Annotated in this window: 21 protein-coding genes and 1 pseudogene; 6 read left to right on the top strand and 16 right to left on the bottom strand. The window is 66.4% G+C overall.

Annotated features, from left to right (window positions below):
• The first annotated feature begins 44 nt into the window (after positions 1–44).
• Positions 45–956, top strand: coding sequence for an alpha/beta hydrolase (locus tag MKAN_RS17690; protein WP_023370492.1), 912 nt, complete (start codon positions 45–47; stop codon positions 954–956).
• Between the two features lie 91 nt (positions 957–1,047).
• Positions 1,048–3,153 carry an acyltransferase family protein gene (locus MKAN_RS17685; RefSeq protein WP_023370490.1) on the top strand — a complete coding sequence of 702 codons (2,106 nt, stop codon included), beginning with the start codon at positions 1,048–1,050 and terminating at the stop codon, positions 3,151–3,153.
• Between the two features lie 263 nt (positions 3,154–3,416).
• Here the strand turns inward: MKAN_RS17685 and MKAN_RS17680 are convergent, their stop codons facing one another.
• Positions 3,417–4,076 carry an Rv0518 family GDSL lipase gene (locus tag MKAN_RS17680; RefSeq protein ID WP_099184559.1) on the bottom strand — a complete coding sequence of 220 codons (660 nt, stop codon included), beginning with the start codon at positions 4,074–4,076 and terminating at the stop codon, positions 3,417–3,419.
• 92 nt (positions 4,077–4,168) lie between these two features.
• The gene (locus MKAN_RS17675) at positions 4,169–5,386 is read right to left on the bottom strand and encodes an acyltransferase family protein (protein WP_371686009.1); all 1,218 of its coding nucleotides are present in this window, start codon (positions 5,384–5,386) and stop codon (positions 4,169–4,171) included.
• A gap of 445 nt (positions 5,387–5,831) precedes the next feature.
• Here MKAN_RS17675 and MKAN_RS17670 point away from each other — a divergent pair, with 445 nt between their 5' ends.
• Positions 5,832–6,281: an STAS domain-containing protein gene (locus MKAN_RS17670; protein WP_023370483.1), complete on the top strand. Its 450-nt coding sequence runs from the start codon at positions 5,832–5,834 to the stop codon at positions 6,279–6,281.
• On the opposite strand, the gene MKAN_RS17665 is transcribed toward MKAN_RS17670, so the two are convergent.
• The 12 genes and pseudogenes from MKAN_RS17665 to MKAN_RS17610 all read right to left on the bottom strand — a co-directional run bounded on the left by MKAN_RS17665 (position 6,265) and on the right by MKAN_RS17610 (position 20,328).
• On the bottom strand, positions 6,265–6,546 hold the full coding sequence (locus tag MKAN_RS17665; protein WP_023370481.1) for a hypothetical protein: 282 nt from the start codon (positions 6,544–6,546) through the stop codon (positions 6,265–6,267). The genes MKAN_RS17670 and MKAN_RS17665 overlap by 17 nt on opposite strands.
• The gene (locus MKAN_RS17660) at positions 6,543–7,082 is read right to left on the bottom strand and encodes a hypothetical protein (protein ID WP_036394821.1); all 540 of its coding nucleotides are present in this window, start codon (positions 7,080–7,082) and stop codon (positions 6,543–6,545) included. Before MKAN_RS17660 ends, MKAN_RS17665 begins: the two co-directional genes overlap by 4 nt.
• Before the next feature lie 11 nt (positions 7,083–7,093).
• Positions 7,094–8,074: a porphobilinogen synthase gene (gene hemB, locus MKAN_RS17655; protein WP_023370476.1), complete on the bottom strand. Its 981-nt coding sequence runs from the start codon at positions 8,072–8,074 to the stop codon at positions 7,094–7,096.
• Between the two features lie 221 nt (positions 8,075–8,295).
• The gene (locus tag MKAN_RS17650; RefSeq protein ID WP_099184991.1) at positions 8,296–9,966 is read right to left on the bottom strand and encodes a bifunctional uroporphyrinogen-III C-methyltransferase/uroporphyrinogen-III synthase; all 1,671 of its coding nucleotides are present in this window, start codon (positions 9,964–9,966) and stop codon (positions 8,296–8,298) included.
• A gap of 16 nt (positions 9,967–9,982) precedes the next feature.
• A complete protein-coding gene (gene hemC, locus MKAN_RS17645; protein WP_023370472.1) occupies positions 9,983–10,936 on the bottom strand; it encodes a hydroxymethylbilane synthase in 954 nt (317 codons plus the stop codon).
• Positions 10,937–10,949: 13 nt separating this feature from the next.
• Entirely contained in the window at positions 10,950–12,356 is a 1,407-nt protein-coding gene (locus MKAN_RS17640) for a glutamyl-tRNA reductase (RefSeq protein WP_023370471.1), read from the bottom strand.
• Between the two features lie 50 nt (positions 12,357–12,406).
• Positions 12,407–12,744: pseudogene (locus tag MKAN_RS17635) on the bottom strand (glutaredoxin family protein).
• A gap of 91 nt (positions 12,745–12,835) precedes the next feature.
• Positions 12,836–15,883: an MMPL/RND family transporter gene (locus tag MKAN_RS17630; RefSeq protein ID WP_023370467.1), complete on the bottom strand. Its 3,048-nt coding sequence runs from the start codon at positions 15,881–15,883 to the stop codon at positions 12,836–12,838.
• A complete protein-coding gene (locus MKAN_RS17625) occupies positions 15,880–16,323 on the bottom strand; it encodes an MmpS family transport accessory protein (protein ID WP_023370465.1) in 444 nt (147 codons plus the stop codon). The genes MKAN_RS17630 and MKAN_RS17625 overlap by 4 nt, the downstream gene beginning before the upstream one ends.
• A gap of 259 nt (positions 16,324–16,582) precedes the next feature.
• On the bottom strand, positions 16,583–18,760 hold the full coding sequence (locus tag MKAN_RS17620) for a xanthine dehydrogenase family protein molybdopterin-binding subunit (RefSeq protein ID WP_023370463.1): 2,178 nt from the start codon (positions 18,758–18,760) through the stop codon (positions 16,583–16,585).
• Positions 18,757–19,734, bottom strand: a complete 978-nt coding sequence (locus MKAN_RS17615; RefSeq protein WP_023370461.1) for an FAD binding domain-containing protein — start codon at positions 19,732–19,734, stop codon at positions 18,757–18,759. Before MKAN_RS17615 ends, MKAN_RS17620 begins: the two co-directional genes overlap by 4 nt.
• Before the next feature lie 3 nt (positions 19,735–19,737).
• Positions 19,738–20,328, bottom strand: a complete 591-nt coding sequence (locus MKAN_RS17610; protein ID WP_023370459.1) for a (2Fe-2S)-binding protein — start codon at positions 20,326–20,328, stop codon at positions 19,738–19,740.
• Between the two features lie 168 nt (positions 20,329–20,496).
• On the opposite strand from MKAN_RS17610, the gene MKAN_RS17605 reads away from it, so the two are divergent.
• From MKAN_RS17605 to cmaA2, 3 genes are read left to right on the top strand one after another with little or no spacing between them, the layout of a single operon-like run.
• Entirely contained in the window at positions 20,497–21,414 is a 918-nt protein-coding gene (locus tag MKAN_RS17605; protein WP_023370457.1) for an HAD family hydrolase, read from the top strand.
• Between the two features lie 44 nt (positions 21,415–21,458).
• Complete coding sequence (locus MKAN_RS17600) at positions 21,459–21,959, top strand: FAS1-like dehydratase domain-containing protein (RefSeq protein WP_023370454.1); 501 nt, start codon at positions 21,459–21,461, stop codon at positions 21,957–21,959.
• A gap of 33 nt (positions 21,960–21,992) precedes the next feature.
• Positions 21,993–22,901: a cyclopropane mycolic acid synthase CmaA2 gene (gene cmaA2 / locus MKAN_RS17595; protein ID WP_023370452.1), complete on the top strand. Its 909-nt coding sequence runs from the start codon at positions 21,993–21,995 to the stop codon at positions 22,899–22,901.
• A 107-nt stretch (positions 22,902–23,008) separates the two neighbouring features.
• Here cmaA2 and MKAN_RS17590 read toward each other — a convergent pair whose 3' ends face one another.
• Complete coding sequence (locus tag MKAN_RS17590) at positions 23,009–24,085, bottom strand: lysophospholipid acyltransferase family protein (protein ID WP_023370450.1); 1,077 nt, start codon at positions 24,083–24,085, stop codon at positions 23,009–23,011.
• A 15-nt stretch (positions 24,086–24,100) separates the two neighbouring features.
• Positions 24,101–25,237 carry an SDR family oxidoreductase gene (locus MKAN_RS17585; protein WP_023370448.1) on the bottom strand — a complete coding sequence of 379 codons (1,137 nt, stop codon included), beginning with the start codon at positions 25,235–25,237 and terminating at the stop codon, positions 24,101–24,103.
• Positions 25,238–25,239: the final 2 nt, after the last annotated feature.

Genomic DNA, 25,239 nt, shown 5'->3' with positions numbered 1-25,239 from the left:
TGGAATCCGAGCAGCCCCGGTCCAGCGTCACGATTGGGCTACCGATGCGGCGTGGCTCGGCGGGAAAAACCCTGTCGGGGCGGCATTATGGCCCCGTGGCTGACCTGACCCGTCGCGCGGTGCTGCGGATGGGCGCCGGAGCCAGCGCAGGAGCCGCTGGTGTGTGGGCTCTGAGCGCCCTGCTGGATCCGCTCAAACCCCAGGCGGCTCCACCGCAGGCGCCCGCCCCGTTCGAGCCCCCGGCAGCCGGCACCAGCTTGCCGACCAAGCTGTCCGGCTCGTTCATCTCGGCAGCCCGCGGCGGGATCCAGACGAACTGGGTGATCGCCCTGCCGCCGGGCCAGACCAGGTTATTGCGGCCGGTCATCGCCCTGCACGGTAAGGACGGCAACGCCGGCATGATGCTCGACCTCGGCGTCGAGGAGGGGTTGGCCCAGCTGGTCAAGGCGGGCAAGCCACCGTTCGCGGTGGTCGGTGTCGACGGCGGCAACACCTACTGGCACCGCAGGGCATCCGGCATCGACTCCGGCGCGATGGTGCTCGACGAGCTGCTGCCGCTGCTGGCCTCGATGGGGATGGACACCACCCGGGTGGGATTCCTGGGATGGTCCATGGGTGGATACGGCGCGCTGCTGCTGGGTGCTCGGCTGGGCCCGGCGCGGACGGCCGGAATCTGCGCGATCAGCCCGGCCTTGTACACCTCGTTCACCGGCAGCGCACCGGGCGCGTTCGACAGCTACGACGACTGGGTGGCCCACAGCGTCATGGGTCTGCCGGCGCTGAACCAGATTCCGTTGCGGGTGGACTGCGGCATCGGCGATCGGTTCTACTTCGCCACGCGTCAGTTCGTCAGCCAACTGAAAACGGCCCCGGCGGGCAGCTTCTCCGCCGGCGGGCACGACACGGACTATTGGCGTGGACAACTGCCCGGCGAGCTGGCCTGGATGGCGTCCTGAAGCGAGCCCGATGACACTCCCCCCGCAAAAACCAGGAAACCCGGCAGATCCCGCCGGGCCGGTGCGTCCAGGAGAGCGACCCCGTCGGGGGATGGGTTTCCGCCCGGACATCGAGGGCTTGCGCGCGGTCGCGGTGGTCGCCGTCGTGCTGTACCACGCAGGCATACCGGGCGTCGTCGGCGGCTACATCGGCGTGGACGTCTTCTTCGTCATCTCCGGCTTCCTCATCACCGGCTTGCTGTGGCGCGAGGTGACCACCACCCGTACCGTCCGGCTGGGCCGCTTCTACGGTGCCCGGGCGCGCCGGCTGCTGCCCGCCGCGGCCACCGTCGGCGTGGCCACCGCGATCGGCGCCGCCGCTCTGCTGCCACCCCTGCAGGCGCGGCGGGTTTTCGTCGACGGCATTGCCAGCGCGTTGTATGTCGGCAACTACCGGTTCGCCGGGCAAGGCACCGATTACCTGGCCGCCGACCAGCCGCCGTCGCCCTTCCAGCACTACTGGTCACTGGGAGTCGAGGAACAGTTCTACCTGGTTTGGCCGGCGCTGATCATCGGTACCGGCTGGCTGGTCCGACGTTTCGGCCGCAGCGCCGGGTCGCGGGCCATGCCGTATGCCGTCGCCCTGGGTTTGGTGGCGGCGGCGTCGCTGGCAGCGGCGGCGATCTGGACCCGCACGTCGCCGTCGTGGGCGTTCTTCTCGCTGCCCACCCGTGCGTGGGAGCTGGCCGTCGGCGGGTTGGTGGCCCTCTCGATCGGTCATTGGCGGCGGCTGCCGCTGGCGCCCGCGGCAGTCGTCGGCTGGGGCGGTCTGGCGCTGATCCTGCTGACCTGCACCCAGCTGGGCCCGGGAACTCCCTATCCCGGCACCGCGGCGCTGCTGCCGGTGCTGGGCACCGCGTTGGTGATCGGCAGCGGTTGCGTCACCGGCGCGATGGGAGTCGGTCGCGTGCTGTGCCGCCCGGCCATGCGGGCGATCGGCAGGGTGTCGTACTCGTGGTACCTCTGGCATTGGCCGGTGCTGCTCCTGATGCCGCCGCTGCTCGGCGATTCCGCCGGACTGCCGGCCAGGCTGGCGGCCACCATCGTCTCGGCCGGGCTCGCGGTGATCACGCTGCATCTGGTCGAAAATCCTGGCCGGTTCGCCGCGGCGTTCCGCCGATCCGCCAAGGCGAGCCTGGCGCTGGCCGGTGCGGCCAGCGGCGTCGCGGCGTGCGCGTCCGCGCTACTGCTGACCGCGATACCGGTGCCGGCCGGCCACGGAGCCGCCGCCCCCGAGGCCAAGATCGCCGCGCTTCCGTCGGCGGCCGCGAGCGCGAAAGCCCCGAGCCCGCAGGAGGTGGCAGTCCGAAGTCTCTTCGCCCAGGTGCGCGACGCCGTCGCAGCCGCCGCGGACCTGCGGGCGGTGCCGACGAATCTGAACCCGCAGCTGGCTGCGGCGCCCGGCGACAAGGCCCCCGTCTTCGTCAACGGCTGCCTGCGGTCCTGGCGTGACGTCGGCCAGCGCGAGTGCGCTTCGGCCGACACCGCGTCGGCGACGACCATCGCGCTGGTCGGCGACTCGCATGCCGCCATGTGGGACCCGGCTCTGCAACAGGCCGCCGAGCAGCGGCACTGGCGGCTGGAGACGTTGGCCAAAGTGACCTGCCCGTTGCTGGACCTGCCGATCGTCAGCCCGTACCTGGGCCGCAGGTACACCGAGTGCGAACAGTGGCGCGCCGAGATACTCGACCGGCTGCGGGCCGAGCGGCCGCGACTGGTGGTGCTGGGCATGAGCCGCCGCTACCACGCGGACTTCAGCTTCGCGTCCTACGACCCGGCCTGGATCGATGCGCTGTTCCGGACGGTGGCCCAGCTGCGCAGCAACGGTTCGGCGGTGCTGGTGCTGGGCCCGGTCGCCGATCCGCAGTCTTCGGTGCCGACGTGCCTTTCCGCGCACCTGGACGACGCACGCGGCTGCGCACCCCAGCGATCGCAGGCCGCCAACGGCGAGGGCATCGCCGCCGAGCAGGCGGCCACCGCGGCCGCCGGCGGCCACTACGCGGATCTGACCGATCTGTTCTGCAGCACCGAGCGATGCCCAGTGATCGTGGGCAACACCCTGGTGTTCCGCGACGACAACCACGTGACCACCGAGTACTCGCAGCTGCTGACACCGGTTATCGGTGCGCTGGCCGATCGCGCCCTGGCCGAAGGGTGAAGTTGGATTACGACACGGATGAATTTCTTTGCGAATGAACCACATAACCACGCAGAACGTGTTATCACTGAAAGAGTCTTGGAGGTTTCGAGATGAGTCCGTTGATGCTGATATTTGTGACGGCGCTCACGCCAGTCGCCGGGCTCGGTCTCGTGCAATTGCAAGCGCGCCTTGAGCGTTGGGACTACGAAAGGCACGCGGAAGACTGAATGGCGACACTTAACACCTTGTGCGGCTGAAGGTTTGGACGAAAATCAGCCCGCTCATCGAAGCAACTGCGCGCGAATGAGCGGTGCGATCTTGTCCGCCAGATACTGATGCCCGGCATCGGTGGGGTGCACGCCGTCGGCGCCGATCAACTCGGGCCTGTCCACGAACCAGCCGTCGCCGATCGGATCGACGAATGCTGCTCCCGCGGCGTGAGCCGCGGCGTTGAGCACGTCGCGAATCTGCAGCACCCAGTCGGGGACCTCGGCGGTGGGCCACGGCGGCCCGATCACCAGCAGCCTCGCGGACGGCGCCAAGCGGCGCGCCAGATCGAATGTCTCGCCGGCCTTTTCGGCCAGCAGTTGCGGGTCGACGCCTTCGTCGTTGCGGGAGCCGAAGAACACGACCAGCACATCGTCGGGCTTGACCGCCCTGGCGGTCAGATCCTCGAAGACGCTGCCATGGTCACCGGGCACCCCGTAACCGGCCCGGCCCTCGGCTGCCACCTCGGCGGCAATCCGCTCTCCGGCGCGAGCCAGCGCCTGCCAGGCGCGTGCCGTCCACGACGTGGAGCCCAGGCCTCCCTCGTCGGTGCCGGCGGTATAGGAGTCACCGATCACCGCGAGGTGGGTGAGCCGGAAATCCATGGTCAGCGGGCGGTAGCCAAGGGTTGCCGGGGTTGCGCCGGCCATCAGAGTCAGACCAATGATGAACATGGCCACCCGACTCACTACCAACCTCCGCTGGGATACGGCGTCGTCATCGTACGAGGAATCCAGGCAAACTCGTCGTCGACGCGCTGCAACCGTCACACCGCGCGGGCCGAAACCGCTTCCCGCGCACCGTCGATCGGATGAAGCGTCGCGCTCGTCGACTCAGCGGATTCGCTTTTCCGGTGCAGTGCTCTTACATCTACCATCTTGCGCATCCAGCGCCGCGCGGGCTCCTCGACGAGGTGATACAGCAAGATCGAGGCACCCACGGCGATCGCGAGCAGGCCGATGATGTTCCATTTCCACGGGTTGTCCTGCGGCGTCAGATCGAATTGAAGGACGGCCCAGCCCCACCCCGTGTGCACCAGCTCATGCACCATGTACAGGCAAAATGAGATTTGCCCGCCATAAACCATCAGCCGCGTCGACAGCAGTCTCGGCAGGCTGCCGACGCCGACCGCCAGCGTGATCACCAGCGGAACGAACAACACGTCGACCACGCCGCCGCTGTCCACGACTCCGGTGATGGGATGCGCGTCCAACCAGTACATGACGGCCACCATGACCGCAATCAGCAGCAGGGCAAGGTATCCGGCCACTCGGCGAGCACGATCGGACAGCCGCAACCGGCGCACCGCTGCACAGGCCAGCGCCCCCGCGATGAACTGTGTGACGATGCGTGGCAGCCAGCTCCACGGCGTGTAGAACTGGCCGCTGGCCAGCAACAGCAGCACCGGAGGCAACGACGCGGCGAAAGCCAGCAGCATCAGGCTGCGGGCGCGCGTAGCGCGTTCCATCCGCAAGATCACCAGGATGAGCAGACCGAACAGCAGGTAGGCCAGCCATTCGGCGCTGATCGACCAGGCCGGACCGTCCCAACTGGACCCGTCGAAGAACGGCTGAAACCACAACTGCACCAACAGGATCTGCCGCACGTAGCTGATAGCGGTGAGATCTCGCACTTCCGGCAGCGGCACATGCCCGACGTGCAGGCTCAAGATCACCAGCAGTGCGGCCAGGTGCAAGGTGACCAGGTAGACCGGCCACACCCGGGCCAGCCGCAACCACAGGAAATGCACGGTGGCGCGGGTCGACCAGGACCTGCCCATGCGGTCAAGGTAGTTCCAGGTCAGCACAAAGCCACTGAGAATGAAGAACAGGTCGACGCCCTGCGCACCGCAATTGAGCACCGGCGCGAGGGCATCGCGGAAATCCGGCGATGCATCGCCCAGCATCGGCCGGAAGTGAAACAGCACGACCCACACGGCGGCGATGATGCGAAGCCCCGTCAGCGACTTGATCTCCCCGCGGATCTCACCCCTGATGTCTGCGGTGATGTCTCCGGTGCGCACGACGCTCTTTCCGTCTGGACTCTGCTGTTTCGTCATCCGATTGCCCGACTCCGCCCCGCAAGCTCCCCGACGGGCGGGTGGTGCCGCTGCCCCACCTCGCTACGTGGCGCGCATTGTCGTCGGGCGTTCGCCTGCTGCTTCGGCTGAGCGGGCGACCCGCCTGTTCTCCAGCCCGCCGACTGGCGATGGGCAGCCATCGCAGCCTAACAGCGAGACGCTCCCGACGGCACGGGCACATCCTGGGAGGTTGCCGTGGAATCCGCCGCCCCTGGTGCGTCCGACGTTGCTGGAGGCTTGGCAACTGCCGCGAAAATCGCTCTTAGCAAAGAGTTAGACGCGGCTTTCGGTCTCCTTAGGTTTGCGGTTTAGCGTTGGGCGCAGACTGCCACGGGGAGTGAGGCCGCTCATGACTATCGCCGACGTCGCTGATCCGACGGGTCGACGGGGAAACTGGACCTACGACTGCGCCGGTGCTCACATTCGCGCGCACTGTCGTCACCTGGCGACGGTGGTGACCATCCGTGGCGACATCGACGCCGTCAACATCGACGAGGTCGGCAAGTACCTGCAGCGGTTCATCCTCGAGGATCATCCCGTGGTCCTCGACCTGAGCGAGGTCGACTACTTCTCTGCGGCCGCTATCTCGCTGTTGCACATGCTCGACGAGAACTGCCATGCTGCCGGCGTGCAGTGGTCGCTGGTGGCGAGCCCAGCCGTCCGCCAGCTGCTCGGCGACGACCGCGACGATGCACTGTTTCCGCTCACCGGTTCCGTCCACGAGGCGCTTCGCGACTTGGCTGACGCCATCGTCAGCCGCCGTCAGCTGGTCCTGCCGCTGATCAGGAAGACGGCTTAGCAGTCGGCTCAGCCCCCGCCGATGGCCGGGCACTTCGCCGCAACCGGGCCGCCCCCACCACCGCGAAAATTCCGGCGACCGTCGCCAGCAACAACGTCAGCACCAGCAGCTGCGGGTGATAGACCACCGACACGGTGACCGGCTGCCCGTCGGCAACCGGCCCCACCACCACTGTCGACCGGGTATGCAGCCAACTCGCCGCGGTGGCCACCACAGCGGCCAAGGCCACGGTCAGCTCGGCCATCGCCCGGTGACGGGCGGTCACCGCGCCGACCCCGTGTCGTCATCGTCGACGTCCATCTGAACGGGCTCGACACGCTCGGTAACCAGTGGAGTCAGCGCAGCCCGCAAGTGACGATGCCGTCGCGCCCAGGCTTGGGCGGTGCGGCCCCCGGTGAGCTTCAGACCGATGCCCACCCGGCCCCGCGGCACCCCGACCAGTTCGCCGAGCGCCCGCGCCGACTGCCACTTGGCCAACGGCTTGCCCGATGCCTCCGAATTCTCCGGCTCGGGAAACACCTTCACGATCTCGGACACCAGGATGGTCTCGGTGCCCTGTCGCAACGCGTCTTCGGTGAGTTCCACGGAGGTGTGGATACGCGCCGCCTTCACTTGCACCGCCACGAACACCGACACCATCACCAGGAAAATCGCCGGCGTCACCAGCCCAACCCCGCCGCCGCCGGACATTTCGATCAAAATCATCGACACCGCCGCGATCGGACCGGCCAACAGCCAATACCAGCTGGCGCCGGGTTCGTAGAACAACGGCTTGGATTTGGTGTCCCCCGATGATGTCATCGAAGCCTCCGTCACGAAAGCCAACCCGCCGCTTCGGCGGCCCAGTAGCTGAGCACGATATCGGCCCCGGCGCGCCGGATGCTGGTCAGCGATTCCAGCGCGGCGGCACGTTCGTCGATCCAGTTGTGAGCCGCGGCCGCGCAAATCATCGCGTACTCCCCCGAGACCTGGTAGGCCGCCACCGGCACCGGCGAATTCGCGGCAGCCGCGGACACGATGTCCAGATACCCCATCGCCGGTTTGACCATCACGATATCGGCGCCCTCGTCCAGATCCAGCTGGATTTCCCGCAGCGCCTCGCGCGCATTGCCCGGTTCCTGCTGGTAGGTCCGCCGGTCGCCGGACAGGCTGCAGCTCACCGCCTCCCGGAAGGGTCCGTAGAACGCCGAGGCGAACTTGGCGGCGTAGGCCAGGATCACCACGTCGGTGTAGCCGGCGGCGTCCAGGCCGTCGCGGATCGCGCCCACCTGGCCGTCCATCATTCCGCTCGGACCGACCACGTGGGCCCCTGCCCGTGCTTGGGCCACCGCCAGTTCCACGTAGCGGTCCACGGTGGCGTCGTTGTCGACCCGGCCGCGCTCGTCGAGGACACCGCAATGCCCGTGGTCGGTGAACTCGTCCAGGCAGGTGTCGGCCATCAACACCGTCGCGTCGCCCAGGTCCTTGGCCAGGTCCCGAAGCGCGACGTTGAGGATGCCGTCCGGATCGGTGCCGGCCGAGCCGACAGCGTCCTTGTCCTGGTCACGGGGCACGCCGAATAGCATCAGCCCGCCCACTCCGGCAGCGACCGCGTCGGCGGCGGCGCTGCGCAGCGAATCACGGGTGTGCTGCACAACGCCCGGCATAGAACGGATGGGCTGCGATTCCGATATGCCCTCGGCGACGAACATCGGTAGCACCAAATGCCTTGGCTCCAAAGAGGTTTGCGCCACCAAACGGCGCATCGCGGGGGTTGCGCGGAGCCGGCGTGGGCGCTGCCGCGGCCAGCTCATGCGCGGCGACCCGCTGCGCCCGGCTCCGCCACGCTTGCGATCACCGCCGAGCTCATGCGCGGCGACCCGCTGCGCCCGGCTCCGCCACGCTTGCGATCACCGCCGAGCTCATGCGCGGCGACCCGCTGCGCCCGGCTCCGCCACGCTTGCGATCACCGCCGAGCTCATGCGCGGCGACCCGCTGCGCCCGGCTCCGCCACGCTTGCGATCACCGCCGAGCACTAGCGCCTGCGGCTCTTCTTGCGTGGCGGCGGCAGCGCCCCCTCGGCGCGCAATCTGGCGGCATGCTCGGCCAGGGCGTCCACCAGTGGACCCACGGCGGCGGTCTCCGGCTGAACATCCACCCGAAGCCCGAATTCGGCGGCGGTCTCGGCCGTCTTGGGGCCGATGCAGGCGATGATGGTGCGCGCGTGCGGCTTACCGGCAATGCCGACCAGGTTGCGCACGGTGGAACTCGAGGTGAAGCACACCGCGTCGAAACCGCCCGTCTTGATCATTTCGCGGGTGGCCGCCGGCGGCGGCGCGGCCCGCACGGTCCGGTAGGCGGTGACGTCCTCGATTTCCCAGCCACGTTCGCGCAGTCCCTCGGCCAGCGTTTCGGTGGCGATGTCGGCGCGCGGCAGCAGGACCCGGTTGACCGGGTCGAAAATGCTGTCATACGGCGGGAATTCGTCGAGCAGACCCATCGACGACTGCTCGCCGGACGGCACCAGCTCGGGACTGATCCCGAAGGCACGAACCCGGTCGGCGGTCGACTCGCCGACACAAGCGATCTTGACCCCGGAGAACGCCCGCGCATCCAGACCGAATTCGCCGAATTTCTCCCAGACGGCCCGCACCGCGTTGGTCGAGGTGAACACCACCCATTGGAACCGGCCATCAACCAGGCCCTTGACGGCGCGTTCCATCTGCGCGGGGCTGCGCGGCGGTTCGACGGCAATGGTCGGCACCTCGACCGGCAGCGCCCCGTAGGACGTCAACCGCTCGCTCATCTCGCCGGCCTGGTCCTTGGTGCGGGGCACCAGCACCGTCCAGCCGTACAGCGCCCGGCTCTCCCACCAGTTCAGCTTGCCCCGGTTGCTCACGGTCTTGCCGATGGTCACCACCAGCGGCCCGGCGAACGGGCCAGCGGGGTCGGCGCCGCCCAGGATGGCCGGATCGGTCAGTCCCTGCAGCGTGGTTTCGACGGAGCGCTGCTGGCAGGTGGTGCCGTGCGCGGTGACCACGCACGGTGTCGTGTCGGCCAGCTCGTGGTCGAGCAGGGTGCGTGCGGCGTCGGCCAGATGCGACGCGGTCGCCTGCAGGATCAGCGGTCCGGGGGCGGCGGCCAGCGCGTCCCAGTCGGTGTCATCGAGTTCGCCGCGCACGTCGGCCACCGTGTGCGAGGAGCCCAGCGGCAGCCCGGCATAGGTCGGGACCGCGCTGGTGGCGGCCAGCCCGGGCACGACCTCGAAGTGCAGGTGGGTGCGTGCCACGGCGTTCACCTCGGTGATCACCGCGTCCACCGACAACGGGTCGCCGGCCACCAGCCGCACCACGTCGGCACCCGAACGGGCCTCGGCGGTCAGCGTCTTGGCCACATCGGCGGGTTCGCCCAGCGCCGGGCGGATGTCGGGGCCGCTCGAGACTACCGCCGGGGCGCTCGGGGCGGACTCTCCCGCAGCCACGCCGACGTTCTCCCCCGCATGGGCGGCAGCCGGCGCCGGCCCGGATACCGGTGGCAGGTCCTTGCCGATCAGCGCCAGCACCGGTTCGGGTACATCGGGGTCGGTGAACACCAGAGCGGCGTTCGCCAACACCGCGGCAGCCCGTGTGGTCAGCAGACCCGGGTCGCCGGGACCAGAACCCACGAAAGTGATGCGGCCCGGAGTCGGCTTACGCCCTCGCGTCATCATTGTCGCTCCCACGTCACTCAAATTTTTCCTTGCGCGGGTCTTGCCGCGCTCCCCACATCAGTTCTCGAGCACCCAGTTCGAACAGCTCTGCGGCGACCGAGAGCCCCAGCTCCCGTGCCCGACCGGAGGTGCCGACGCCGGACGCGCGGATCACGTCGGATCCGTCCAGCGCCGCCACGCAGCCGCGCAGCGACAGCTCTTCGAAGACCCGCCCCTCCTCATCGATGGACTCGACCACCTCGGCGATCGCGCCCACCGGTGCCGAGCAACCGGCCTCCAGTTCGGCCAGCAGGGCTCGTTCCGCGGTGACCGCCGCTCGCGTGTCGGCATCGTCCAGCTCCGCCAGCACTGCCGCCAACCGGTGGTCAGCTGCGCGGCATTCGACGGCGAGCGCGCCTTGCGCCGGCGCTGGCAACATCTGCACGGGCTCCAACGTCTCGGTGACATCATCGAGGCGGCCCAGCCGGGCCAGACCTGCCCGGGCCACCACGATGGCGTCAAGATCACCACTGCTTACCCTGTTCAACCTGGTATCTAGGTTGCCTCTTAGGGGGCGGATTTCCAAACCGAGACCCAATGCTCTAAGCTGTGCGGCCCGCCGCGGGGAGGAGGTGCCGACCAGCGATCCGGCCGGCAACTCCCCAAGCACCAGCCCGTCGCGGGCCACCACCGCATCGCGGGGATCGTTGCGCGGCGGTATCGCCGCGATCGTGAACCTCGGATCTTCGGCGGTGGGCAAATCCTTGTGCGAGTGCACGGCCGCGTCGACGCGACCGTCTTCGATGGCCTCACGCAACGCGGTCGTGAAGACGCCCACCCCGAGCGTCTCGATCGGCGCTGACGACCGGTCGCCGGCGGTGCTGATGGTCACCAACTCGGCCGGGTGGCCGTTGGCGATGAGCGCGTCTCTGACCGTCGCGGCCTGGGTGGTGGCCAGCAAACTGCCCCGGGTACCTATCCGGATCACGTGTGACAATCAGCTACTCGCCAAACGGGTTCCGGTCGTGCGGCAGATCACCGGGATGCATGCCCGCGTCGAATCCGCTGGACACCGCCGGCAGTTCGCCTGCGGTGGCGACGGCAGCTACGGAGTTTATGGCAGTCTGATCGAGTTCGAAAAGCTCGCGCAGTGCCTCGGCGTAGCTGTCGCCGCCGGGAGCGCTGGCCAGTTGCTTGATCCGCACCGTGGGCGCGTGCAGCAATTTGTCCACCACCCGCCGCACCGTGCGGGCCACCTCTTCCCGCTCGGCGCGCTCCAGCCCGGGGAGCCGGTTCTCCAGGCGCAGCAACTCGGCCTCGACCACCTCGGCGGCGCGCTGGCGCAACGCGGTGACCGTCGGCGTCACCTCCGCCATCCGCTGCCCAACCAGGTAGGCGGCAACTTCGGCGGCGACGATGTGGCGGGCGGCGTCGACGTCGGCCGCCGTGGCGTGGGCCGACGGCTCGTGTTGGACGCGGTCCACGTCGACGACCCAGACGCCCGGCAGGCCGGCTACCGCCGGATCGACGTCGCGGGGCATCCCCAGATCGCAGATGACCAGCGGCTGCGTCTCTTCGTCTCGGCGGGCTTGAGCCAGCGCGTGGTGCACGTCGGCCAGCGAAACCACCGGACTCACCGCTCCGGTGCAGCTGACCACCACGTCGGCATCGGACAGCGCCTCGGCCAGGCGATCGAGTCTCATCACCTCGGCCGGTACGCCCGCTCCGCGGACCTTGCCCGCCAGCCGCTGCGCCCGCGGCAACGAGCGGTTGAGCACACGGATCCGCCCGATACCGGCCCGAGTCAGGTGTGCGGACGACAGCGCACCCATCGCCCCGGCGCCGACCACCACGGCGGTCTTGGCCTCCAGCCCGCCCAGGTGCCGTTCGGCGATGCCCAGGGCGACTGACACCACGGAAGCACCGGCAGCGTCGATTCCGGTTTCGGAGTGCACCCGTTTGCCCACCGACAGCGCCCGCTGGGCCAGTTCGTGCAACACCCGGCCGACGCTGCGGTTCGCCTCGGCGGCGGCATACGAGCGGCGCACCTGGCCCAGCACCTGCTGCTCGCCGATCACGGCCGAATCCAGACCGCTGGCCACCGCGAACAGGTGCTCGACGGCGGCCTCGCTGTAGCGGACGTAGGCGTGTCTGGTCAGGTCACCCATCGACATGCCGGAGTGTTCGGAAAGCACCTGGCCGATCACCGACAGGCCGCCGTGAAACGCCTCCACCACCGCATACACCTCGACGCGGTTACACGTCGACAGCACCATGGCCTCGGTGACCAGCGGTGATTCCAAAACCTTGTCGACGATCTTGACTTGCTCGGATTCGTCGATGCTGAGTTGTTCCAAAACGGAAACCGGCGCGCTGCGGTGCGAAACCCCGAAGAGCAGGATGCTCACGGCAGCATCACCTGGCCCGCTCCCTTGCGCGTTGAGAAGTGAACTGCTTTCTACGGTAGACGCTTGTCAGGTGGGCCACCAAATAATTGAGCGACCTGCCAGCGCCTTCTCAGCCGGCCAGGTCAGCGCGCAGCCGGGCTTCGTCGACTTCCCAGTAACTATGTTCGCGGCCATCGAGCAAGATCACCGGCAGCCGGTCGCCGAACTCGGCCCGCAGGCCGGCATTACCGGCCGCGGCAGCGGCGTCGACGTCGGTGCTGACCAACTCGAATCCCAGCTCCCGGGACAGCTCGGCCAGCTGCGCGTGTACCCGCAGGCAGATCGCGCAGCCGTCGCGGGTCAGCAGCTCCACCTGCCGGCGCCCGGACCGCGGTGCTGACGGCGTCATGGGCACCAGTGTGGCATTCCCGGTGCCGCGGGATGCGGGCTCGTCGGGTTCTCGAGGCACGGCGGAGCGCGCCTTCCGGGCGCGGGGTCGGTCAGGGCGCGGGTTCGGGGTCGGTGTCCCGGGCTTGCCAGTGGCGTCGGCCGGCGGGGTCCGAATCGTCGGCGTGGTCGAACGACCCGGATGCCGTCTCGTGGGGCGACGACATCGCTGATGGGGCTCCACCGGGACCGACGCCATCGCGCCGGTCCCCGGTGGCCGATGTGCCGTTGGGCGACAGCAGCAGGGCACGAACCAGCCGGCGAGGTCCGTAGGCCCGCAGCATCCGGCTCGCCGGGCGCGGCCGCACCCGCTGCGGCCACCAGAACCAGCGCCCCAGCAACGCGGCAATGGACGGCGTCATGAACGAGCGCACGATCAACGTGTCGAAGAGCAGGCCCAGGCCGATGGTGGTGCCGATCTGGCCGATAATCCGCAGATCGCTGAACACGAACAGGGACATGGTCACGGCGAACACCATGCCCGCGGCCGTCACCACTCCGCCGGTGCCGGCCATCGCGCGGATGATCCCGGTATTGAGTCCGGCTCCGATCTCTTCCTTGAGCCGCGAGATCAGCAACAGGTTGTAGTCCGATCCCACGGCCAGCAGCAGGATCACCGACATCGCCAACACCAGCCAGTACAACTCGATGCCGAGGATGTCCTCCCACACCAGCACTGACAAGCCGAAAGAGGACCCCATAGACACCAGCACGGTCCCCACGATGACGGCCGCGGCGACCACACTTCGGGTAATGAGCATCATGATGATCACGATCAGGCTGATCGCGGCCACGCCGGCGATCAGCAGATCGTAGGTGGCGGCCTCTTGGATGTCGTGGAACGTCGCCGCGGTGCCACCCAGATAGATCGCGGCACCCTGTAGGGGAGTGCCTTTGATGGCCTCCCGCGCCTCATCCTTGATCTGCTCGACCCGGGCGATACCGGCCGATGTCGCGGGATCCCCTTCGAGGGCAATGATGAAGCGCGCCGCCTTGCCGTCCGGCGACAGGAACATCTTCAGGCCGCGCTGGAAATCGGGATTCTTGAAGGCCGACTGCGGCAGATAGAAGGAGTCATCGATCTGGGCGGCGTCAAAGACCCGGCCCATTGCGCCGGGGTCCTTGCTGCCCGTATCGGACTGGTCGTAGAACGACTGCAACGTCCCGTGCCAGACGACCAGCATGTCCCGCATGATCGTCATCGTGTTGATCATCGGTGGAATCTGGGCGCGCATTTGCGGCAGGAGTTTCACCAGAATATCCATGTCCGTGACCAGATATTCGAGTTTCTCGCTCATCTGGTCGACGTTGTCGATCATGTCGAATATTGATCTGATCGACCAGCAGACGGGAATGTCGTAGCAGTGTTTGTCCCAGTAAAAGTAGCTGCGTATCGGCCGGAAGAAGTCCTCGAAATCCGCGATGTGATCCCGCAATGTGTTGGTGATATTCGACAGGTCATGAGTGAGGTGATCCATGTCGACGGTATTGTCGATGACTTCACCCATGAGTTCGTACATGGTGTGCATGGTGGCGATGGATACATCCATCGCCTTTACCTGTATCAGCATGTCGTCCATACGGGCCTTCATGAACTGCATGTTTTCGGTGTTCGAGACACCCTGCATGCTGATGATGAACGGTATCGACGTGTGCTTGATGGTTGTTCCCAACGGCCGGGTAATCGATTTGACTTGTTCGATACCGCGACTGTGGTAAATATTCTTGGCTATCTTGTCCAACACCAGCATGTCCACCGGATTACGCATATCGTGGTCGGTCTCGACCATCAGCACCTCGGGGTTCAACCGGGCCCGCGAAAAATGCCGGCCCGCCGCCGCATCCCCGACGTTGGACGGCATGCTGGCCGGCATGAATTTGCGCAGATCGTATGTCGTCTTGTAACTGGGCAACGCCAGCAGGCCGATAAACGCGATCACGCAGGTCGCGGCTAGAACCGGCCCCGGCCAACGGACGATTGCGGTGCCCACGCGCCGCCACCGGCGGGTGTTCAATCTCCTCTTGGGGTCGAAAAGCTTGAAGAAACTGCCGATGGCCAGCACCGCGGGCCCAAGCGTGAGGGCTGCGAAGACCGCGACAAGCATGCCTATCGCGCACGGCGGACCGAGTGTATTGAAATACGGAAGCCGGGCGAAGCTAAGGCAATACATGGCGCCGGCAATGGTCAATCCGGAGCCCAAGATCACGTGGGCAGTCCCATGGAACATCGTGTAAAAGGCGGTCTCGCGATCCTCGCCGGCGTTGCGCGCTTCGTGGTAACGCCCGAGCATGAATATCGCATAGTCCGTGGTCGCCGCAATGGCCAACAGCACCAGCAGATTGGTCGCGAAGGTGGAAAGACTGAACACGTTGCGATCGGCGAGAAAGGCAATGGTTCCCCGGATCGCCCCCAGATCAATCCCGACCATGATCAAGACCAGAAACGCGGTCACCACGGAGCGGTAAATGAAAAGCAGCATCACCGCGATAACCAGGCTGGTGATCGCGGTGACCTTGGCGATGCTTTTGTCCCCGGCCTCGGCCTGGTCAGCGTTGAGTGCCGACGGACCGGTGACGTAGGCCTTGACCCCCCGCGGCGGCGATGTGGTGTCCACGATATGCCGCACGGCATGCACCGACGCGTACGCTTCGGTTTCGTTGTCGCCGACGAGATACACCACGACATATGCGGCTTTGTCGTCCGCGCTCTGTGATCCGCCGGCGGTCAACGGATCACCCCAGAAGTCCTGAATGTGCGCGACGTGCCTGGTGTCAGCTGAAAGCCTTTTCATCAGCTCGCCATAAAATTGGTGCGCCTCGTCGCCCAGTGGCTTATCGCTTTCCAGCACGATGGTCACGGCATTATCGGAGTCGAACTCCTTGAACACCTGGCCCACGTGCCGGATCGCCTCGATCGACGGCGCGTCGCTGGGGCTCATCGACACCGAGCGGGCCTTACCCACCGCCTCCAGCTGCGGAACGGCGAGATTGACGATCGCGGTGAGCCCCAGCCACACCAACAAAATCAGCACCGAAAAACGGTGGATCAGCCGCGGCAGAAGCGGACGCTTTGGCGCAGCGGCGGCATCCGGTTCGCTCATGCCGATGTCACCTGACAAAAGGTCAAGGCTTTGGGTCTGGTGACCGACCTTTCGTCCTTGACGGTGCCGTTCACGATGATCCGGCAGCCGATGGTCTCGGCGGCGCTCTGCGCCATCAGATTCACACTGACCGCGGGCAACGTCGTGTTGACCGTCTGCGACCACGGCAGCGGCACGTCCGGTAGCTGCACCACGCGGGCGTCGGGGTCCAGGTAGGCGATCCTTGCGGTCGAGGCGGGGCCGAAAACTTCGTAGATCACTTGCTTCGGGTTAAACAGCGGAACATCGATATCAGCCTTGGCCGTCACGGCAGGATGCTCATGGGCACCAAAGACGCGGTGGAGACGATAGATACCCAGCGCTGCGACAATCGCCACCGCCGAAACGGCCAGCAGCAGCCACATTCGTTTCACAACGCTGGTAACCGGACTCATCCTCACCCTCGTGCTCCGCCACCGGGTCACAACATTGCGTGTTGGATCGGGTGCGCCGCCCCCCTGGCTCGCCCCCGATCAAGGGGCGTGGTCGAGAGCGCCCAGTGCGCGAATCTGAACCTCCCGAAATCTCCAACGTGCGCGCCTAATCCGATGTCTCGTTTGCGTTCGCAGCGTAGACGCTACCCGCCGCCCTGCTGAATGCATTTCGGATTTCCGATAAACCTCGTTACCGGCGCCCCGCGCGGCGGCCGGATCCGACGGGTCACAGCAGCTTCTCCAGGGTGATGGGCAAATCGGTGACGCGTCTGCCGGTGGCGTTGAATACCGCATTGGCGATCGCAGCGGGTACCCCGACGATCACCAACTCGCCGAGTCCCTTGACGCCTATCGGGTCGGCAATAGGGTCCTCGGCCGGCAAAAAGGTCGCGTCCAGCTCGGGAACGTCGGCGTTGACCGGAACCAGGTAATCCGACATGTTCGCGTTGACTATCCGGCCGTCGCGGTAATCCAGCTCCGTCCGCTCCAGCAGCGCCATCCCGATCCCGCCGACCATGCCCCCAATCGCCTGACTGTGGGCGAGTTTGGGATTGATCACCCGGCCGGCGTCGTAGCACGCATACATGCGGCGGATCCGCACGGTCGGCAGCAAACGGTCGACGACGACCTCGGCGAATACGGCTCCGTAGCTGTAGGTGGAGTATCGGCGGTCGGCGTCGTCGGGCGTCCAGGTCTGTTGTGAATCCAAACCGGCCCAGCCGCGGCGGCGCAACAAGTCCTGATACGACTCTCCGGGCTCGGATCCGGGCCCGGAGGCCATGGCGAACATGCGGCCGTCGACAACCGCCACGGCCTCCGGACGCAGGCCGCTCAGCGGGGATCGCGGATCGGTGACCGCCGTGCGAATGAACTTGTCGCGCAGCATGTTCGCGGCGGTGTACACCGCAGAACCCACGCTGGCCATGGTTCGGGAGGCCGAGTGCGGCGGTGCCGGCGGAAAACTGCTATCACCCAACGCGAATCGCACCCGGCTCAGCGGCATTCCGAGGGCATCTGCGGCGACCTGCGTCATCGACGTATAGGTCCCGGGCCCCATGTCGCTGGTTCCGCATTGCACTTCGGCGGTGCCGTCGGCGAAAACCTTTGCGATTGCCGAGCATTGGCTGCGATACGTGTAATAGGCGGCGGCGGCCACCCCGATCCCGACGAAGAGATCGCCCTCGCGGGTGGCGGCGGGTGCCGGATTGCGCCGGTTCCATCCGAACCTGGTCGCGCCTCGGGTCAGGCACTCGGTGAGCCGCCGGGTGGAAAACGGCATCCCGTTGGTCTGGTCGACATCGGGTTCGTTGCGCATCCGCAATTCGATCGGGTCCATGCGCAGGCGGTGTGCCAGATCGTCCATGGCGCACTCGAGCGCAAACGCTCCGGTTACGGCGCCGGGGCCCCTCATGAACCACGGCAGGCCGACGTCCAACGGCACCACGCGATATGTCGAACGCATGTTGGGGACGCGGTAGAGCAATCGCGGACTGCGGACGAGTCCGTCCTCATAGTCCGCGTACCGGGCGGTCTCCGTATGCCCTTCGTGGATCATCGCCCTGAGGCGCCCGGATGCGTCCGTCCCGATCGCCATACGCTGGCGACTGGTCGGCCGGTATCCGATTGCGCTGTACATCTGCCGGCGGGTCAATACCAGCTTGACGGGTCGTCGCATCCGGCGAGCCGCGAAAGCGGTCAGCACCTGATGCGGCCAGGTCCGGCTGGCACTACCGAACGAACCGCCCACGAACGGCGAGATCAGCCGGACATGATCGGTGGGTAGACCGAAAGCTTCGGCGTAGAACTGTTGGGCTGCGCTGATGTCCTGCACCTTGTCCCATACCGTGAGCCGATCGCGCTCCCAGGTGGCAATCGTCGCAGGCATCTCCATCGGATTGTGATCGTTGCGCGCGATGCTGAACCGCAGGTCCGTCATCACCGACGTACGGCGAATCGCCTGATCGGCGAATCCGCGGGAATAGTCGCGGATGAACCGGCCGGGCCGCTTGTCCGCTTGCGCCGCATCAATATCGGTCAGCGGCGGCCGACTCGAATACCGGACGTCGACCAGCTCTGACCCGTGTACCGCCGACTCGAGCGTCGTGGCGATCACCACGGCGACCGGCTGTCCGAAGAAGGACACCAACCGGGTGTCGAAGGGCAGTTTCACCCCGGTGAAGTCGGTCAGCACGGCAAGCACGTCGGGCTGCCGCAACGCGGCACCGGCGTCCATGCGTTTGATCCCGCCGCATGCCACCGTGCTACAGACCGGTGCGGCGTAGAGCAATCCGGGAATCTGGTTGTCGGCGGCGTAGCTGGCCTTGCCGGTCACCTTCAGCGGCCCGTCCACCCGGCTGACCGGCTGGCCGGAGACGACCTGGGCGGCGGTGAATGCGTGGGTCATGGCATTGCCGCCACGGTGGCCAATTGCCTTTCGACAGTGCGCTGGAGGAGTTCGACCTTGAAACCGTTCTCCCGCAACGGTTGAGCACCGGCAACCGAGAGTTCGCCGGCGCGGCGGAACAGGCCCGCGTCGATCGGGCGGCCCTGCAGCTCCCTTTCGACGGCCGGTAACCGCCACGGGACGGTGGCGACGCCACCAACGGCGACCCGCGCGCCGCGTATCGTGCCGGCGACGATGTCGAGTGCCACGGCCGCCGAGGCCAGCGCAAATTGGTATGACTGGCGATCGCGCACCTTGAGATATCCGGACCGGCGGGCCTCCGGCCCGAGAGGTACCTCGATCCCGACGATCAGCTCGCCCGGCTCGAGGTTGTGCTCGCGGTGCGGTGAGTCACCCGGCTGGCGGAAGAGCTCCGCCAGCGCAAATCGCCGCTGCCCGGCGGCTGCCCGACTGACGACGACGGCGTCCAATGCAAGCAGCGCAACCGCGAGGTCCGACGGGTGGGTGGCGCAGCAGTGCCGGCTGGTACCGAGGATTGCGTGGGTGCGGTTACGTCCGTCGATCGCCGAGCAGCCGGTGCCCGGAGCGCGTCGGTTGCATGCGGCCGACACGTCGCGGAAATACGGACACCGCGGGCGTTGCAGTAGATTGCCGCCGATCGATGCCATGTTGCGAAGCTGAGCGGAGGCGCTGAGCTCAAGTGCCTGACTGATCACCGGGGCTTGTTGCCGGACGACGGGATGAGCGGCAAGGTCGGACATCCGCACCAGAGATCCGACGCGGATCATTTCAGGTTGTACGTCGATCCAGCGGTACGGAAGCGCGTTGATGTCGACCAGCGAATCGGGGCGTTCGACCGTCTCCCTCATCAAGTCGACCAGCGTGGTGCCCCCGGCGATATAGCGGCCGCCGGCCGCCGCTGCCCGCAACGCCGCCTGCTCGTCGGTCGCTTTGAGGTAGCGGAACGGGAACACGTGCTACCGGTCTCGTGCCACAGTTGCGACCGCCTTGACGATGTTGGGGTAGGCACCGCAACGACAGATGTTGCCGCTCATCCACTCTCGTATTTCCGCGGGCGAACCCGCGTGCCCTTCGGCGATACAACCGACGCCGGACATGATTTGGCCGGCGGTGCAGTAGCCGCACTGGAAGGCGTCCTCATCGATGAACGCTTGTTGCAGAGGATGGAGTCGGCCGCCCGAACCGGCCAAGCCCTCGATGGTGGTGATCTGGGCACCCTCGTGCATGACCGCCAGAGTCAGGCAGGAGTTGATCCGCCGACCGTCGACCAGCACCGTGCAGGCACCGCACGCACCGTGGTCGCAGGCCTTCTTGGTGCCGGGCAGACCCGCCCGCTCGCGCAGCATGTCCAGTAACGACGTGCGGGTGTCGACGACGATTTCTCGAGGTTCGCCGTTGATCTCGGCCCGCACCACAGCGGTGTGGATTTCGTCCTGGACGGTTCGCTCAGATCCGGCAACGGTGGTGACGGCGACGACACCGCCCACGGCGACGGAGGCACCCACGAACGTCCGGCGATTGACTCGGAACCCAAGTCGGTCGTCCACGGATCCACTGTAGAAGTGCGGCTCGCAACATCGTTGATAAACTCGGATCCCGGCCCGTGTTCGTCGCGCGCCAGCCTGGAAAACCTCCCCAACACATTTGCCGGATAGGGTTTATGTTGGCCGAAGTGTCGCCCACCGGCCGGGTACCGCGATTGTGAGAGGTTTCTGATGGCTTCCTCTGATCTGGGTGATCTGGGCACCTCGAATCGCATCACCGGCGCCGACCTGGAGTCGGTGGCCGCAAACGCCAGCGCCGAACGCGCGCTGGACGGCATGCGCGCCACCGCCGCTACGCAGGATCGTCCGCAGCCGCCGATCGACCTGACCGCGGCGGCGTTCTTCGACGTGGACAACACTCTGGTCCAGGGCTCGTCCGCGGTGCACTTCGGCCGGGGGCTGGCCGCCCGTCATTACTTCACCTACCGCGACGTCCTGGGCTTCGTCTATGCGCAGGCCAAGTTCCAGCTGCTCGGCGTGGAGAACAGCGACGACGTCGCCGCCGGGCGGCGTAAGGCGCTGGCCTTCATCGAGGGCCGTTCGGTGGCCGAACTGGTGAACCTGGGCGAGGACATTTACGACGAATTCATCGCCGACAAGATCTGGCCGGGCACCCGCGAGCTCACCCAGATGCATCTCGATGCCGGTCAGCAGGTTTGGCTGATCACCGCCACGCCCTACGAGCTCGCGGCGACGATCGCCCGCCGACTCGGCCTGACCGGCGCGCTGGGCACGGTCGCGGAGTCCGTCGACGGGGTGTTCACCGGCCGGCTGGTCGGCGACATCCTGCATGGCACCGGCAAGGCTCACGCGGTGCGTTCGCTGGCCATCCGGGAGGGTCTCAACCTCAAACGCTGCACCGCGTATTCCGACAGCTACAACGACGTGCCGATGCTGTCGCTGGTGGGCACCGCCGTCGCCATCAACCCGGATTCGCGATTGCGCAGCGTGGCCCGCGAACGGGGATGGGAAATTCGGGATTTCCGCACCGCGCGCAAGGCCGCTCGGATCGGGGTGCCGTCGGCCCTGGCGCTGGGCGCGGCCGGCGGCGCGTTGGCGGCTCTGGCGTCCCGACGACAATCACGCTGATAAGCTGCGCCGCTGAGCACACATTCGAACAGAGAGCAAGCGGCATGACAGTCCCCCAGGAAGCCGAAGGACTCATCGGCAAGAACTACCGCGCCCCGGACTATTTCGAAGTCGGGCGGGAGAAGATCCGCGAGTTCGCGGCGGCGGTCAACGACGAGCATCCGGCGCACTACGACGATGCGGCCGCGGCCGACGCGGGCTATCCCGCATTGGTGGCCCCGCCGACCTTCCTGGCGGTCGCCGGACGGCGCGTGCAGATGGAGATTTTCACCAAGTTCAGCATTCCGATCAATATCGCCCGGGTGTTTCATCGCGACCAGAAGTTCCGTTTCCACCGGCCGATCCTGGCCGGCGACAAACTCTTCTTCCATACTTATCTAGACTCTGTGATTGAGTCACACGGCACAGTGCTCGCCGAGATTCGAAGTGAAGTCACAGATGCCGACGGCAAGCCGGTCGCTACCGGCGTCGTCACCATGTTGGGGGAAGCAGCGCACCACGAGGCCGAGGCCGATGCCACCGTGGCGGCAATTGCAGCTATTTGAAACAAGTTGAAGCAAGAAGGTAGGGTCCGTTCAATGACGTCTCAGGGTGAAACGGGTGGCACGCAGCTCAAGCCGCCGGTCGAAGCAGTCCGTTCCCACTACGACAAATCCAACGAATTCTTCAAGCTTTGGCTTGACCCGTCGATGACGTACAGCTGCGCGTACTTCGAAGAGCGCCCCAATATGACGCTGGAAGAGGCGCAGTACGCCAAACGCAAACTTGCCCTGGACAAGCTGAACCTCGAGCCGGGCATGACGCTGCTCGACATCGGCTGCGGCTGGGGCGCCACCATGCGCCACGCCGTGCAGGAGTACGACGTCAACGTGATCGGCCTGACGCTCAGTGAGAACCAGTACGCCCACGACGTGGCGAAGTTCGAAGAGATCGACAGCCCCCGCCGCAAAGAGGTGCGGATCCAGGGCTGGGAGGAATTCGACGAGCCGGTCGACCGCATCGTGTCACTCGGCGCGTTCGAGCACTTCGCCGACGGCGCCGGCGACGCCGGGTTCGAGCGCTACGACACCTTCTTCAAGAAGTACTACAGCTTGACGCCCGACGACGGCCGGATGCTGCTACACACGATCATCATCCCGGATGCCGACGAAGCCAAGGAGCTCGGCTTGACGTCGCCGATGAGCCTGCTGCGCTTCATCAAGTTCATCCTGACCGAGATCTTCCCAGGCGGTCGGTTGCCGCGGATCTCGCAGGTCGACCACTACTCGTCCAACGCCGGCTGGAAGGTCGAGCGCTACCACCGCATCGGCTCCAACTACGTTCCGACGCTGAACGCCTGGGCCGATGCGCTCGAGGCACACAAGGACGAGGCGATCGCCCTGAAGGGGCAGGAGACCTACGACATCTATATGCACTACCTGCGGGGTTGCTCGGACCTGTTCCGCGACCACTACACCGACGTTTGCCAGTTCACTTTGGTGAAGTAGCGCCCGCATTTTGCTTCAGTCGCGAACGTAACGCTGCGGCGAATTCCGGCCCGGATTTTCGCCCTGGCGTTACGTTTGCGCACGCCCAGCAGCCCGCGCCCGGGACCTCAGCCTAGGAAAATGTTGCGGCGCCCGGCCAGCAACCGGTACAGCGTCTGCTGAATGGTCTCACGCACCTGATCGGTCAACTCGAAGGTGACCATCGGGTCCTCGGCGTCGGTGGTCGCGTAGTCGGCCGTGTGGATGGGCTCCCCGAACGCGATGCGCCATTTCGACGGCAGCGGAACCAGTCCGGCGGGGCCGGCCAACGGGAACAGCGGAGTGACCGGGAAATAGGGCAAACCGAACAGTCGTGCCAGCAATTTGACATCGGTGAGCATCGGGTAGATCTCCTCCGACCCGATGATCGAGCACGGCACAATCGGCGCCTGGGTACGCAGCGCCGCCGATACGAAGCCGCCGCGTCCGAATCTCTGCAGGCGGTAACGGTCCTCGAAGCGCTTACCCAGGCCCTTGTAACCTTCGGGGAACACGGCCGTGAGCTCGCCCGAGGCCAGCAGTCGGTGCGCGTCGGTGGTGCAGGCCATGGTGTGCCCTGCCTTGCGGGCGGCCTCGCCCACCACGGGCAGGTCGAACACCATGTCGGCGGCCAGCAGCCGCAGATCCCGGTGGGCGGGATGTTCGTCGTGAACCGCCACCGAAAGCATTAGCCCGTCGAACGGCAACACTCCGGCATGGTTTGCCACCAACAGCGCAGCGCCATCGCTCGGAAGGTTCTCGATTCCGCTGACTTCCACGCGGAACCATGACCTGAAGAAAAACCTCAGCAAAGGCCGAACGATCGCGTCATTGAAATGCGGGTCGAATCCGAATTCGTCGACGCTGTAATCACCGGTCAGTCGTTGCCGCAGGAATCCGGCGACCGCGGCGACACGCTGCGCAAGATCGCTGAGGGGCGCTTCGCCCGACCCGGGAACTCCCGTCGCACCCGCGGCACGTCGATGCTCGTCGATTTCACGGACCACTGCGGCGATCTGTTCGGCCGATGCCCGGCCGTTCGGATCGGACAGCAACGACGGGTGCTCACGGGACGCGTCGGCGCGTTGACCGGCACGGCGGCGCGCGGCTACCCGACCCCGATTACTGTGCAGTGGAATGACATTCGCTCTGGTCTCACCCGCCACGATAGCTACCCAAATCTACCTGACCCCCACCCATGGAATTGGCTTCCGGGTTCCCCACCGTTGCGCTAACGCGATCGCGCGACCCTCCCAGGAGCGTACCCGATGCGGATCGATAATGGGAGTTAGGCCACGGCCCCGAACGTAGTCGTCGAAAGCCTCGGCCGTCGTCCACTTAGGCTGATAGCCAAGTTCGGAACGCATTCTGGTGGTGTCCATCACCCTGCCGTAACTCAAATAGTCGAATTGCTCGCGGTTGATCTCGGTGTATCCGTTGGCTCGTCTCAGCGAATCAAGCGCCCACACTCCAAATCCCGGTACCGGCAACGGAATTCGGCCGGCTCGGCGGATCGCCTGCGACAGCATGATGATGCCGTCGGCACCGATGTTGAAGGTGCCGGCTTTGCCGGCCATCGCAGCGCGCTCCAGAGCACCCAGCGCGTCCTGCTCGTGCAGCAATTGCAAGCGTGCGTCGCGGCCGAACATCGTGGGCACGAATGGCCCGGCAAGATACCGCGACAGCGTGGTGTCCATCGCAGGGCCGATCATGTTGGCCAACCGCAAGATGGCCACCGCGATATCGGACCGACGCCGGCCCAGCCCGCGCGCATACCCCTCGATATCGAGACTGTCCTTGGCGAAACCCTCGCGGAAGGGTCGACGGCTGGTGCTGTCCTCGGTGAACACCACCGGGTCGTGTGGGCTCGAGCCGTAGACCTCGGACGTGGACTTCAGCACGACGCGGCGAACCGAGGGTGACTTCTGGCAAGCCGCGAACAGCTGCATAGCGCCCATCACGTTGATTTCCTTCAACGCCGCACTTCCGCCGGACCGCGGCGCATAGGAAGCCGCCGCCGCGTGCACCACAGTGTCGACATCGCCGTTTCGAATCACCTTGGCAATGAAGGGATTACGAATGTCGGCGCGGACGAACTCGGCCCGGCCCATGCGACGCAGCATGTCCTTGCTGGGCGCGATCGCATCCACCGCGATCACCGAGTTGATCATCGGGTTCTGCGCCAGCCGGGCGGTCAGGTAGCCGCCCAGAAACCGGCACGCACCGGTAACCAGCACCACCTTGGGGTAGTGCACGGTGTCGTCTTTGCGGCCGCCGATTCCTCCGGCGCCGCCCCCCTGGCCGCTCGATGAGTTCACCC

Origin of the sequence: Mycobacterium kansasii ATCC 12478 (assembly GCF_000157895.3) — a bacterium.
Classification (GTDB): Bacteria; Actinomycetota; Actinomycetes; order Mycobacteriales; family Mycobacteriaceae; genus Mycobacterium; species Mycobacterium kansasii.
Note: the sequence above shows the minus strand (reverse complement) of the source record. Positions and strands in the feature narration are given on the sequence as shown.

What these genes read in the sequence shown, in the direction of transcription:
- MKAN_RS17690 (WP_023370492.1), top strand. Translation starts at nt 45, where the DNA reads ATGCGGCGTGGCTCGGCGGGAAAAACCCTGTCGGGGCGGCATTATGGC.
- MKAN_RS17685 (WP_023370490.1), top strand. Translation starts at nt 1,048, where the DNA reads ATGGGTTTCCGCCCGGACATCGAGGGCTTGCGCGCGGTCGCGGTGGTC.
- MKAN_RS17680 (WP_099184559.1), bottom strand. Translation starts at nt 4,076, where the DNA reads ATGTTCATCATTGGTCTGACTCTGATGGCCGGCGCAACCCCGGCAACC.
- MKAN_RS17670 (WP_023370483.1), top strand. Translation starts at nt 5,832, where the DNA reads ATGACTATCGCCGACGTCGCTGATCCGACGGGTCGACGGGGAAACTGG.
- MKAN_RS17660 (WP_036394821.1), bottom strand. Translation starts at nt 7,082, where the DNA reads ATGACATCATCGGGGGACACCAAATCCAAGCCGTTGTTCTACGAACCC.
- hemB (WP_023370476.1), bottom strand. Translation starts at nt 8,074, where the DNA reads ATGAGCTGGCCGCGGCAGCGCCCACGCCGGCTCCGCGCAACCCCCGCG.
- MKAN_RS17650 (WP_099184991.1), bottom strand. Translation starts at nt 9,966, where the DNA reads ATGACGCGAGGGCGTAAGCCGACTCCGGGCCGCATCACTTTCGTGGGT.
- MKAN_RS17630 (WP_023370467.1), bottom strand. Translation starts at nt 15,883, where the DNA reads ATGAGCGAACCGGATGCCGCCGCTGCGCCAAAGCGTCCGCTTCTGCCG.
- MKAN_RS17620 (WP_023370463.1), bottom strand. Translation starts at nt 18,760, where the DNA reads ATGACCCACGCATTCACCGCCGCCCAGGTCGTCTCCGGCCAGCCGGTC.
- MKAN_RS17605 (WP_023370457.1), top strand. Translation starts at nt 20,497, where the DNA reads ATGGCTTCCTCTGATCTGGGTGATCTGGGCACCTCGAATCGCATCACC.
- MKAN_RS17600 (WP_023370454.1), top strand. Translation starts at nt 21,459, where the DNA reads ATGACAGTCCCCCAGGAAGCCGAAGGACTCATCGGCAAGAACTACCGC.
- cmaA2 (WP_023370452.1), top strand. Translation starts at nt 21,993, where the DNA reads ATGACGTCTCAGGGTGAAACGGGTGGCACGCAGCTCAAGCCGCCGGTC.